The sequence below is a fragment of the Sphingomonas corticis genome (assembly GCF_012035195.1).
Lineage (GTDB): Bacteria > Pseudomonadota > Alphaproteobacteria > Sphingomonadales > Sphingomonadaceae > Sphingomonas > Sphingomonas corticis.
This window is the reverse complement of the sequence record NZ_JAAVJH010000001.1, coordinates 51,629-63,138: the sequence shown is the minus strand read 5'-3', so window position 1 is coordinate 63,138 and position 11,510 is coordinate 51,629. Positions and strand designations below refer to the sequence as shown.

Below are 11,510 nucleotides of genomic sequence, written 5' to 3'. Positions count from 1 at the left end.
TCGCGAGAAGTTAACGTTCGAACACCCGCTCGAAAATGGTGTCGACGTGCTTGAAGTGGTAGCCCAGATCGAACTTGTCCTCGATCTCCGCGGCGGACAGCGCGGCGCCCACTTCCGGGTCGGCCTTCAGCAGCTCCAGCAGCGACAGCTCGCCGTCCGATTCCCACACCTTCATCGCATTACGCTGAACCAGCCGGTAGGAATCCTCGCGGCTCACCCCCGCCTGCGTCAGCGCGAGCAGCACGCGCTGCGAGTGGACGAGGCCGCCCATCCGATCCAGGTTCTTCTGCATCCGCGCGGGATAGACCAGCAGCTTGTCGACCACACCGGTCAGCCGCGCCAGCGCGAAGTCGAGCGTGATGGTGGCGTCGGGCCCGATGTAGCGCTCCACCGACGAGTGCGAGATGTCGCGCTCGTGCCACAGCGCCACATTCTCCAGCGCCGGGGTGACGTAGCCGCGCACCATCCGCGCCAGCCCGGTCAGGTTCTCCGTCAGCACCGGGTTGCGCTTGTGCGGCATCGCCGACGATCCCTTCTGCCCGGGCGAGAAATATTCCTCCGCCTCCAGCACCTCGGTGCGCTGCAGGTGGCGCACCTCGGTCGCGACGCGCTCGATCGATCCGGCGATAACGCCCAGCGTGGCGAAGAACATCGCGTGCCGGTCGCGCGCGATCACCTGGGTGGAGACCGGTTCGACAGCCAGCCCCAGCTTCGCGGCGACATGCGCCTCCACGCGCGGATCGACGTTGGCGAAGGTGCCGACCGCGCCGGAGATGGCGCAGGTGGCGATGTCCTCGCGCGCGGCGACCAGCCGCTTGCGGTGCCGCGCGAACTCCGCGTGCGCCTCCGCCAGCTTCAGGCCGAAGGTGACGGGCTCGGCATGGATGCCGTGGCTGCGCCCGATCGTCGGCGTCAGCCTGTGCTCCTTCGCGCGCCGTTCCAACACCGCCAGCAGTGCGTCGATGTCGGCGAGCAGGATGTCGGAGGCGCGCGCCAGTTGCACCGAAAGGGTGGTGTCGAGCACGTCGGAGGAGGTCATGCCCTGGTGCATGAAACGCGCTTCGTCGCCCACCTGCTCCGCGACCCAGGTGAGGAAGGCGATCACGTCGTGCTTGGTCACGGCCTCGATCGCGTCGATCGCGGCGACGTCGATCGCCGGGTCGGTCGCCCACCAGCGCCACAGCGCCTCGGCCGCGCTCTTCGGCACCACGCCCAGTTCCGCCAGGGCCTCGGTCGCGTGCGCCTCGATCTCGAACCAGATGCGGTAGCGCGATTCGGGCGTCCAGATCGCGGACATGTCGGGACGGGAATAGCGGGGGATCATGGCGGCCTGCTGATGGATGACGGGACGGGCCGGGCGTTAGCAGGGGTGAGCCGAGCCATCAATTCGCCACAAAGTCTGGAACATTACGGTGCCGGCGCCTATTTATATCCTGCCTTTCGGGACGTGGCATCAAGTTCAGTCACGTCACGTTTCATGTGTTTCGATAACGACAAGGTTGGAGAGACGAAATGATGAAGTATGTTCTTCTCGCCTCGGCGATGACGCTGGCTACCCCGGTGCTTGCGCAGGATATGTCCCAGGCGCCCACGACGGATCAGCCGACTTCGACCAAGGCAAAGAAGTCAAAGAAGGATCGCACTGCGCAGCCGTCCTCCACGGCGACGACGGGCAGCACGACGATGACCAACGATTCGGGCAGTGTCGACGCGACGGCCGATCCGTCGGCGACGACGGGCAGCACGGGCGTTCCGGCACCCGACGCCTCGACGCAGCCGACCACACCGACCGCCGATCCGGCGGTGACCACCCCGCCGGCCAGCACCACGCCGCCGCAGACTGCCGCGCTGCAGGCTGCGCCGTCGCCCGCCGCGCCGGTCGCCGATCCGTCGCAGGCTGCGGCTCCCGCTGCGCCGCAGGCGGACGCGGCCGCCGCCGCGCAGCCCGCGCCGGCCACCGACCAGGGCACGCAGGTCGCCGCGATCCTCGACAGCGAGTTTCCGGGCTACGACAAGGACAAGTCGGGTTCGCTGAACAAGACCGAGTTCGCGTCGTGGATGGACGCGCTGAAGACCAAGGCCGATCCGGCGGCGAAGCCGGATGCCAAGTGGAACGACGCCGCCTTCAAGCAGGCCGACAAGGACAGCTCGAAGAGCGTCACCAAGGAGGAACTTGCGGGGTTCCTCGGTGGGAGCTCGAGCGCCGCGTCGTAAGCGCGCCGCGTCGTGATCGACAGGGACGGCCGCCGGAGCGATCCGGCGGCCGTTTCGTCGTGCGCCTTACAGCAGCCCCTTGGCACGCAGGCTGACCTGGCCGGCGCGCCCGACGATGACATGGTCGTGCACGCTGATGTTCAGCGGCTTGCCCGCGGCGACGATCGCCCGCGTGATGTCGATGTCGGCGCGGCTGGGGGTCGGGTCGCCGGACGGGTGGTTGTGCACCAGGATCAGCGCGGCGGAGCCGAGGTCGAGCGCGCGGCGCACCACTTCGCGCACGTGCACCGCCGCCTCGTCGATCGTGCCGCGGCTCATCCGCTCGTCGCGCACCAGCATGTTGCGCGTGTTGAGGTGCAGGACGTGGAACTCCTCCACCGGCTCGTGCGCCAGCGTGGCGTGGAGATAGTCGGCCAGCGCCTGCCAGTTGCCCAGCACCGGCGCTTCGCGCGCCTGCGTCGCGACCAGCCGGATCGCGGCGGCATGCGCAATCTTGATCGCCGCCACCGTTGTCTCGCCCAGTCCCGCCTGCGCCAGCAGCGCCGGGTCCGCGGTCAGCAGCGCGGGCAGCCCGCCGAAGCGGTGCAGGAGCGTCTTGGCCAGCGCCTTCGTGTCCTGCCGCCGGATCGACAGCGTCAGCAGATACTCGACCAGTTCGTGGTCGTGCAGCCCCGCCGCGTCGCCGAGCAGGCGGGTGCGCAGCCGGGCGCGGTGCCCGGCGGGATCGGTGGGGTCGGTGTCGGCCATCGCGCACAGGCTATCGCCTGCGGCCCGCGAGACGCAATTGCCTCCCGCGCCCCCTGCCGCCTATGACCGTGCCGGAATGAGCGGCGCCAGCGCAGACGATCACGCGGGAAAGCCGCGCCGCCGCCCCGCCCGCCGCGTCGCCGTGTCGGTCTCGGTGCTGGCACTGGCCGCGGGCGGCGTCGCCTGGCTCTCGCGCGTGCCGATCGCCACCGGAGTCATCGATCGCGAGCTGGCGAGGCGCGGCGTTCCCGCGCGCTACCGCATCGCCGACCTCGGCTTCGGTCGCCAGCGGCTGACGGGCGTGGTGCTGGGCGATCCGCGCGATCCGGATCTCGTCGCCGACTGGGTGGAGACAGTGACCGACTTCGGCCTCGACGGTCCCCGCCTCGTCGCGGTGCGCGCCGGATCGGTGCGCGCGCGGGCGCGCTGGCGTGACGGGCGCCTGCGGCTCGGTGCGATCGACCGCCTGCTGCCCGCCTCCACGGGCGGCGGCTTCACCTTGCCCGCCATAGACCTCTCGCTTGCCGACGCTCGGCTGCGCGTGGAGACACCCTACGGCGTGGCCGGGGTCAGCCTGGCCGGAGCAGGGCGGCTCGACCGCGGGTTTGCCGGATCGGTCGCGCTCGCGGCGGAGCGGCTGGGCACGCGCGACTGTGCCGCGTCGCGCATCGCCGCGTCGGGCGCGCTGCGCTCCATCGGCGCGGACGGGAAAGGGGGCTACGGCCTCGCCTTCGACGGCCCGCTCCGCGCGGCGACGCTCGCCTGCGCCGGCACGCGCGTGGCTGCTCCTCGGCTCGATGCCAGCGCGCGGCTGGCGCTCGGCCGCTGGCCGGCATCGACGCTGCGCACGCGCGTGTCGACCGGTGCCGTCGCCTATGCCGGGCTTCGAGCGACCGCGGTGGAAGGGATGGTCGCGATCGCCGATCCGCGAGCGGCGACGCTGCGCCTCACCGCGCGAGAAGCGACCGTGGCGGGGGCGAGCGCCGGGAGCGCGACTCTCGACGGACGGCTGACTCGCGGCGAAGCCGGCATCCGCTACGCCGGCAGCGTCGCGGCCGCCGGGGCGGACGTGCGCGCGCTGCTGCCACGGTGGGAAGATGCGGCGGCGGGCAGCCCGGTCGATCCGCTCGTCCGCCGCGCGTCGACCGCGCTGAGGCGCGCCGCGGCGAACTTGTCCGGCCGCGCCGACGTCGATGCCGATGTCGCGCGGGACGGCTGGCGCGTCGCCGCCGCCGACGCGACGCTTGCCGCGCGCAGCGGTGCGCGCGCCACGCTGCGCGGGACGATCATGATGGCGAGCGCGGCCGGTGTCGCCGGTGCGGGCCGCGTGTCGATCGCCGGGGGCGGACTGCCGAGCGCGGCCATCGACCTGTCCCGGCCGGCGTTCGACAGCCCGCTGCGGGCAACGGCGCGCGTCGCCCCCTATGCCGCCGAAGGCGCCGCGCTCGCGCTGGCGCCGGTCGAGATCACCGCGCGCGACCGCGGGTGGCGCGTCGACACCGTGGCGACGCTCACCGGTCCGTTGGCGGGCGGGCGGATAGACCGGCTCGTCGTGCCGCTGGACGTGCGCGGGCAGGGCGGACGGATCGCCGCCAATCCCGCCTGCACGCCGATTGCCTTCCGCTCGCTCTCGCTGTCCGGCCTGTCGCTCGACTCGGCGCGGCTGACCGCCTGTCCCACCGGTGCCGCGCTGGTCGAGATCGGCGACGGCGTGCGCGGCGGCGCCCGCATCGCGGCGCCGCGATTGTCGGGGCGGCTCGGCGACACGCCGGTGACGCTGGCGGCGAGCGGCGCCACCGTCGCGCTGGCGGGGCGCGGCTTCACCGTCGCGGACCTTCAGGCGCGCCTCGGCCGGCCCGGCGCGGTCACCCGGCTCGATCTCGCGCGCCTCGACGGCGCGGTGACGGCGGAGGGGCTCGCCGGCACGATCACGGGCGGCGCGGGGCAGATCGGCAACGTGCCGCTGCTGCTGTCGGACGCGACCGGCCGGTGGGAGTTCGCCGGCGGCAGGCTCGCGCTGCTCGGCGACCTGACCGTCACCGACGCGGCGGCGCAGCCGCGCTTCAACCCGCTCTCCGCGCGCGACGCGGTCGTCGGCCTCGCCGACGGTCGGATCGGCGCGACCGCGCGGCTGGTGGAGCCGGTGAGCGGCATCGACGTCGCCCGCGTCGCGATCGGCCACCGGCTGGCGAGCGGCAGCGGCGGGGCGACCATCGCCGTTCCTGGCCTCGTCTTCGGCGACGCGCTCCAGCCCGACCGGCTCACCCCGCTTACCTTCGGCGTCATCGCCGACGTGAAGGGCGAGGTGACGGGGGAGGGGCGGATCGAGTGGGACGCGCGCGGCGTCACCTCCACCGGCACGTTCGCGACGGAGGGCACCGACCTCGCCGCCGCCTTCGGCCCCGTCACCGGCCTGTCGGGCACGATCCGCTTCACCGACCTGCTCGCGCTGGAGAGCGCACCGGGGCAGGTCGCCACCGTCGCCTCGATCAACACCGGGGTGGAGGTGACCGACGGGCGCATCGTCTATCAGGTGCTGCCCGGCCCGCGCGTGAAGGTGGAGAGCGGGCGCTGGCCGTTCGCCGGCGGCACGCTGACGCTGGATCCGACCACGCTGGACTTCGCGCAGGACAGCGCGCGGCGGCTCACCTTCCGCGTCGACGGGATGCAGGCCGGGCAGTTCCTGCAGCAGTTCGACTTCGACAATCTGAACGCCACCGGCACCTTCGACGGCGTGCTGCCGATGGTGTTCGACCAGGCCGGCGGCCGCGTGGAGGGCGGGCGGCTGGTCGCGCGCGCGGGCGGGGGCAGCGTCGCCTACCTCGGCGAGCTCACGGAAAAGCAGCTCGGCTTCTGGGGCGATTTCGCGTTCCAGGCGCTGCGCTCGCTCAGCTATCGCAGCCTCGACGTCAGCATGAACGGCCCGCTGGCGGGCGAGATGGTGACGGAGGTCGGCATCGCCGGCGTGCGACAGGGGCAGGGGGCGAAGAGCAACATCATCCTGCGCCGGCTGACGCGGCTGCCGATCCGCTTCGACATCCGCATCCGCGCGCCGTTCCGCGGCCTGATCGATTCGGCCGCCAGCTTCTACGATCCCCAGCGGCTGGTGGAGCGCAACCTCCAGCAGTTGCTGGAGGAGCAGGAGCGCCGCACCGCCATTCAGCCAAAAGCAAGCGAGAACGTGCCATGAGCGAAACGGACGTGTCGAAGGGACGAAGGATCATGATCGCGCTCGGCGCCGCTGCCCTCTTGCAGGCGGGGGGGTGCGTGAACATCTCGGCACCGGACAAGCCGATCGTGATCCAGTTGAACATCAACGTGACGCAGGAAGTGGTCTATCGGCTGGATGGCGAGGCGAAATCGCTCATCAAGCAGAACCCGGGGATCTTCTGAACATGACTGCCAGGATTGCCGCATCAGTCTCGCTCGCCGCGCTGCTCGTCGCGGCGCCCGCGCTCGCGCAGCGCGACCCGGCCTATGCCGCCGCGCGCGCCGCGGGGCAGGTGGGCGAACAGCCCGACGGGTATCTCGGCGTCGTGTCGGGCGGGGCGGACGTGCGCGCGCTGGTCAACGCGATCAACATCCAGCGCAAGGCCGCCTACACCCGCTCCGCGCAGGCGCAGGGGGTGGCCATCGACCAGTTCGCCTTCACCACCGGCTGCAACCTGATCCAGCAGACCCGGGCGGGCGAGAAGTATCGCACGCCCGACGGCAGCTGGCAGACCCGCGGCGCCGGCGCGCCGACGCGCGACTCGCGCTGCGTCTGACCTTCCTGTCGCGGCGGGAGAGCGAGCGGCCTGCCCGGCGCAGCCGGGTGGGGGGAAGCGGGCTGCCCCGGTTCGCTACGGTTGACACCCCCCCACCCCCCGGCTAACCGGGCGGCGCCTTGGCGGGCTCGCCACCTGGCCTGACGAACGCCTGCCCGAAAACGACGGGGAGACGCGCGGACGTGGCAGGGAACGAACCCGGACCAGACCCCCTCGGCGAGGATGCGCGTCTCCAGTCGCTCGACCAGCGGCTTCGCGACGCGCAGCACGACGAGGCGCAGCGCACCGGCGCGGGAAAGGCGGGAACCGATGCCGGCTACCGGCTCGGCAACCGCGTCCTGGCCGAGCTGCTGGGGGGAATGATCGGCGGCGCGCTGATCGGTTGGGTGATCGACCGGTTCGCGGGCACGTCGCCCTGGGGCCTGCTCGTGATGCTGTTCCTCGGGATCATCGTCGCGTTCAGGAATATTATCCGGATTTCCCAGCCTCCCAAGTGACTTGGGAGGCTTCGTTCTAGAGGGACGCGAGCAAGTGGCGGCAGGCGGCGGCAAGATCGACCCGATGCACCAGTTCGAGGTGCAGACGATTTGGGACGGCTTCGCGTTGGGCGGGCACCAGATCGCCTTCACCAACTCGGCCGCCTGGATGGTGCTGGCCGTGGTCGCCCTGGTCGCCTTCATGTCGATGGGGCTGAAGGGCGCGCTGGTACCCGCGCGCGGGCAGATGATGGTCGAGAGCGCGACGCGCTTCATCGACAACATGCTGTCGGCGAACGTCGGGCCGGAGGGCAAGCGCTACGTTCCCTACGTCTTCTCGCTGTTCATGTTCATCCTGTTCGCCAACATCCTCGGCCTGCTGCCGCTGGGCGTCGTCGGCATCCATCCCTTCACCTTCACCAGCCACTTCACCATCACCGGCGTGCTGGCGATCATGAGCTTCTCGATCGTGCTGATCGTCGGCTTCTGGCGCCACGGCCTCCACTTCTTCAGCCTGTTCGTGCCGCACGGCACGCCCTTGTGGCTGATGTGGCTGATCCCGGTGATCGAGCTGGTCTCGTTCATGGTGCGCCCGTTCTCGCTGGGCCTGCGGCTGTTCGTCGCGATGACCGCGGGGCACGTGCTGCTGAAGGTGCTGGCGGGCTTCGTCATCAACGCCGGCAACGCGGGGATCGCCACCGGCGTGCTGGTGGGCGGGCCCAGCTTCCTCCTCATGATCGGCATTTCCGCGCTGGAGCTGCTGGTCGCGGGCATCCAGGCCTATGTGTTCGCGCTCTTGACCTCGCTGTACATCAACGACGCGGTCAACCTGCACTGAGTTTTCGTTCAACCATCGTTACTTGATTGGAGTGTTTGTTATGGATCCTACCGCCGCCAAGCTCGTCGGTGCCGGTCTCGCTGCCATCGGTGCCGGCATGGCCGCCATCGGCGTGGGCAACGTCTTCGGCTCGTTCCTCGAAGGCGCGCTGCGCAATCCCGGCGCGGCCGACGGCCAGCAGGGCCGCCTGTTCATCGGCTTCGCCGCTGCCGAGCTTCTCGGCCTGCTGGCGTTCGTCGTCGCGATGATCCTGATCTTCGTCGCGTAACACACCGACCTGACGGGCGGGCCGCTCGGCGGCCCGCCCGACGAGGATAGACATGCCTCAGATTTCCCAGCTCGCCGCCACCTGGGCGTCGCAGATCTTCTGGCTGGTCGTCACCTTCGGTGCGGTGTTCCTCATCGTCGGGCGCGGCATGCTGCCCAAGGTGCAGGCCACGATCGACGGTCGCGACCGCTCCATCGCCGGCGATCTCGCCGCCGCCAGCGCCGCGCGCGACGCCGCCGACCAGGCGGAGGAGCAGTGGCGCCAGCGCGATCTCGCCGCGCGCGAGAAGGCGCAGGCCGTGGTCGCCGACGCCCGCCAGCGTGCCGCCCGGGCGACGGAGGAGAAGCTCGCCGCCGCCAATGCCGCGCAATCGGCGCAGGTGGCGGAGGGCGAGGCGCGCATCCGCGACGCCGCGACCCGCGCCGGCACCGAGATCGAGGCCGTCGCCGCAGAGGCGGCGCAGGCGATCGTGCAGCGCGTGGCCGGGGTCGAGGTTTCGATCGACGACGCGTGCGGCGCGGTGAAGGCGGCGGTGACCCATGGCTGATCTCCTGATCCTGACCACTGCGGGCACCGTGGCGGCGAACCTGGCCGAGGCCGACCATCTCGAGGGCATGCCGCACGAGGGGGGCGAGGCGCTCGCCACCACCGCGGCGGAGGGCGGGGAGCATCACGCCGACCCGTCCGTGCTCGGGCTGAACGGCACCGTGTGGGTGTCGATCGCGATGATCGTCTTCCTCGCCATCGTCGTGGCGAAGGGTGGCATCAAGGCGATCACCGCCGGGCTCGACCGCCAGATCGCCGACATCCGCAAGCAGCTGGACGACGCCCGGTCGCTCCGTGCCGAGGCCGAGGCGTTGCGCGACGAATATGCGCGCAAGATCGCCGCGGCGGAGGCCGACGCGGCGGAGATGACGCGCCACGCCTCTGTCGAGGCGGACGCGATCGTGGCGCAGGCCACGGCCGACGCCGACGCGCTGGTCGCGCGCCGCGCGAAGATGGCGGAGGACAAGATCGCCGCCGCGGAGCGCTCGGCGCTCGCCGAGGTCCGCACGAAGACCGCCCAGGCCGCCGCCGCCGCCGCCGCGTCGCTGATCGCCCAGCGCCACGACGTGACCGCCGACCGCGCGCTGGTGGACAAGGCGATCGCGGGGATCGGCCGCCCGCACTGAGCCGGCGCTTCCGGTTGAAGATCGACGGGGCGGTTCCGAAAGGGGCCGCCCTTTCCTTTTCTGGCGCCCGGCTCTCGCGCGACCTCCGCGATCGTCGGAGGCTACGCGATCGGTCGCTCGTCACCCCGGCCCTGCGCCGGGGTCCGCCAGGCTACGCGCGCAAACGCCTGTGGGTTGGCGGGGCGGTGGATGCGGGGACAAGCCCGGCATGACGAGGAAGGCCCCGGTCGGCGATCTGCTTTCGCCGGGAAGGCAGGTCATCGACCGGCAAGCGTTCGCCGATCCGGACGCACATCAGGGCTACCCGCCCGCCGCCGCTACCGCGCCGTCGCCAGGAACCGCTCCACATCCTCCAGCGGCACGGTACGGTCGAGGTACGTCCGCCCGATTCCGTGCGCCAGCAGGAACGGGATCCGCCCCCCGCTGCCCTTCTTGTCGTGGCGCATGTGCTCGACCAGCCGCGCCGGCGTCGCCTGCACCCCGCTCGCCGCCAGTCCGTCGGGCAGCCCGCTCGCCCGCCATAACGCCGCCACGCGCGCGGCCTCCTCGGGCGCGCATCGTCCGGTCGCGGCCGAATAGGCGAAGGCCAGGCCGCAGCCCGCCGCCACCGCCTCGCCGTGCAGCAGCCGGTCGGAGAAGCCCGCCTCCGCCTCCAGCGCGTGGCCGAAGGTGTGGCCCAGGTTCAGCAGCGCGCGGGTGCCGTTCGTCTCGAACTCGTCCGCCGCCACGATCCGCGCCTTCGCCGCGACCGCGTGCGCGATGGCGTGGGTCCGCGCCGCGCCGTCGCCTGCCAGCAGCGCCGCACCGTTCGCCTCGCACCAGGCGAAGAAGGCCGGATCGTCGATCAGCCCGTATTTCACCACCTCGGCATAGCCGGCGCGCACCTGCCGCAGCGGCAGGGTGTCCAGCACGTCGGGATCGATCAGCACCAGTCGCGGCTGGTGGAACGCGCCGACCAGGTTCTTGCCCGCGCGCGCGTTGATCCCGGTCTTGCCGCCCACCGACGAATCGACCTGCGCCAGCAATGTCGTCGGAACCTGCACGAAGCCGCAGCCGCGCTTCATGATGGCGGTGGCGAAGCCGACCAGGTCGCCGACCACTCCGCCGCCCAGCGCCACCACATGGTCGCCGCGCTCCACCCCCAGCGCCAGCAGCGCGTCGACCACGCGCTCCAGCGTCGCCCAGCTCTTCGACGCCTCGCCCGGCGCCACCTCGATCGCGTGGGTGGCGATACCCACCGCGCGAAGCGACGCCTCCAGCGTGGCGCGATGCGCGGCGACGTTGGCGTCGGCGACGATCACCACGGGGCGCGTGCCCGCCAGCGGCGCGATCGCCTCGCCCGCGCGCGCGAGCAGCCCCGGCTCGATCCGCACGTCGTAGCTGCGCTCGCCCAGCGCCACGCTGACGGTCGTCATCTCTTCAGGACCTCCATGATCGCGCGCACCGTCGTGTCGTGCGGGGCGTTCGCGCTGGGGACGCGGATCGGCGCCAGCGCGTAGAGCGGGTTGCGCACCGCGGCCAGTTCGCGCAGCACGGCCAGCGGGTCCTTGCCGCGCAGCAGCGGGCGCGTGTCGCGTCGCCGCACCCGCTCGGCCAGCACCTCGACGGGCGCGTCCAGCCAGATCGCCAGCGCCTCGGACAGGATCAGCGCGCGGGTGGCGTCGTTCACGAAGGCGCCGCCCCCGGTCGCGATCACCTTGGGCCGGCCGTCGATCAGCCGCTGGATCACGCGGCGCTCTCCATCGCGGAAATAGGGTTCGCCGAAGCGCGAGAAGATGTCGGCGATGGTCATCCCCGCCGCGCGCTCGATCTCGATGTCGGCATCGACGAAGGGGAGGCCCAGCCGCCCCGCCAGCCGTCGGCCCACGGTGGACTTGCCCGCGCCCATCAGGCCGACCAGCACGATCGGCTGCCCGCGATAGACGGGTGGCGGGTCCAGCGGGATCGGCGGGCTTTGCAACATCGCGTCTGCGGCTATACAGCCCGCTCGGGCGTCGGCAACACGGCCCCGTTTGGTGATGCGTGGCC

The 11,510-nt window shown here is 71.8% G+C and carries 13 protein-coding genes; 9 read left to right on the top strand and 4 right to left on the bottom strand.

Features of this window, described 5'->3' with window-relative positions; genetic code table 11:
* Nucleotides 1-10 precede the first annotated feature (10 nt).
* Nucleotides 11-1,324, bottom strand: a complete 1,314-nt coding sequence (gene purB / locus HBH26_RS00340; RefSeq protein WP_168132574.1) for an adenylosuccinate lyase — start codon at nucleotides 1,322-1,324, stop codon at nucleotides 11-13.
* A 218-nt stretch (nucleotides 1,325-1,542) separates the two neighbouring features.
* On the opposite strand from purB, the gene HBH26_RS00335 reads away from it, so the two are divergent.
* Nucleotides 1,543-2,214, top strand: a complete 672-nt coding sequence (locus HBH26_RS00335) for an EF-hand domain-containing protein (RefSeq protein WP_209308246.1) — start codon at nucleotides 1,543-1,545, stop codon at nucleotides 2,212-2,214.
* A 66-nt stretch (nucleotides 2,215-2,280) separates the two neighbouring features.
* On the opposite strand, the gene radC is transcribed toward HBH26_RS00335, so the two are convergent.
* Complete coding sequence (gene radC, locus HBH26_RS00330) at nucleotides 2,281-2,961, bottom strand: RadC family protein (RefSeq protein WP_168132573.1); 681 nt, start codon at nucleotides 2,959-2,961, stop codon at nucleotides 2,281-2,283.
* A 76-nt stretch (nucleotides 2,962-3,037) separates the two neighbouring features.
* On the opposite strand from radC, the gene HBH26_RS00325 reads away from it, so the two are divergent.
* The 8 genes from HBH26_RS00325 to HBH26_RS00290 all read left to right on the top strand — a co-directional run bounded on the left by HBH26_RS00325 (nucleotide 3,038) and on the right by HBH26_RS00290 (nucleotide 9,482).
* The gene (locus HBH26_RS00325) at nucleotides 3,038-6,151 is read left to right on the top strand and encodes an intermembrane phospholipid transport YdbH family protein (protein WP_168132572.1); all 3,114 of its coding nucleotides are present in this window, start codon (nucleotides 3,038-3,040) and stop codon (nucleotides 6,149-6,151) included.
* Nucleotides 6,148-6,354, top strand: coding sequence for a YnbE family lipoprotein (locus tag HBH26_RS00320; RefSeq protein WP_168132571.1), 207 nt, complete (start codon nucleotides 6,148-6,150; stop codon nucleotides 6,352-6,354). The genes HBH26_RS00325 and HBH26_RS00320 overlap by 4 nt, the downstream gene beginning before the upstream one ends.
* Before the next feature lie 2 nt (nucleotides 6,355-6,356).
* Nucleotides 6,357-6,728 (top strand): YdbL family probable chaperone protein, encoded by a 372-nt coding sequence (locus HBH26_RS00315; protein WP_168132570.1) that lies wholly within the window; start codon nucleotides 6,357-6,359, stop codon nucleotides 6,726-6,728.
* A gap of 182 nt (nucleotides 6,729-6,910) precedes the next feature.
* Nucleotides 6,911-7,225: an AtpZ/AtpI family protein gene (locus tag HBH26_RS00310; protein ID WP_168132569.1), complete on the top strand. Its 315-nt coding sequence runs from the start codon at nucleotides 6,911-6,913 to the stop codon at nucleotides 7,223-7,225.
* Between the two features lie 34 nt (nucleotides 7,226-7,259).
* Nucleotides 7,260-8,042 carry a F0F1 ATP synthase subunit A gene (locus HBH26_RS00305; RefSeq protein ID WP_338057192.1) on the top strand — a complete coding sequence of 261 codons (783 nt, stop codon included), beginning with the start codon at nucleotides 7,260-7,262 and terminating at the stop codon, nucleotides 8,040-8,042.
* 40 nt (nucleotides 8,043-8,082) lie between these two features.
* A complete protein-coding gene (locus tag HBH26_RS00300; RefSeq protein WP_168132568.1) occupies nucleotides 8,083-8,310 on the top strand; it encodes a F0F1 ATP synthase subunit C in 228 nt (75 codons plus the stop codon).
* 52 nt (nucleotides 8,311-8,362) lie between these two features.
* Nucleotides 8,363-8,857, top strand: a complete 495-nt coding sequence (locus HBH26_RS00295; protein ID WP_168132567.1) for a F0F1 ATP synthase subunit B family protein — start codon at nucleotides 8,363-8,365, stop codon at nucleotides 8,855-8,857.
* A gap of 4 nt (nucleotides 8,858-8,861) precedes the next feature.
* Nucleotides 8,862-9,482, top strand: a complete 621-nt coding sequence (locus HBH26_RS00290) for a F0F1 ATP synthase subunit B family protein (RefSeq protein WP_420824971.1) — start codon at nucleotides 8,862-8,864, stop codon at nucleotides 9,480-9,482.
* A gap of 317 nt (nucleotides 9,483-9,799) precedes the next feature.
* On the opposite strand, the gene aroB is transcribed toward HBH26_RS00290, so the two are convergent.
* Nucleotides 9,800-10,897 carry a 3-dehydroquinate synthase gene (aroB, locus tag HBH26_RS00285; protein WP_168132565.1) on the bottom strand — a complete coding sequence of 366 codons (1,098 nt, stop codon included), beginning with the start codon at nucleotides 10,895-10,897 and terminating at the stop codon, nucleotides 9,800-9,802.
* Complete coding sequence (locus HBH26_RS00280) at nucleotides 10,894-11,445, bottom strand: shikimate kinase (protein ID WP_168132564.1); 552 nt, start codon at nucleotides 11,443-11,445, stop codon at nucleotides 10,894-10,896. Before HBH26_RS00280 ends, aroB begins: the two co-directional genes overlap by 4 nt.
* Between the last annotated feature and the right edge of the window lie 65 nt (nucleotides 11,446-11,510).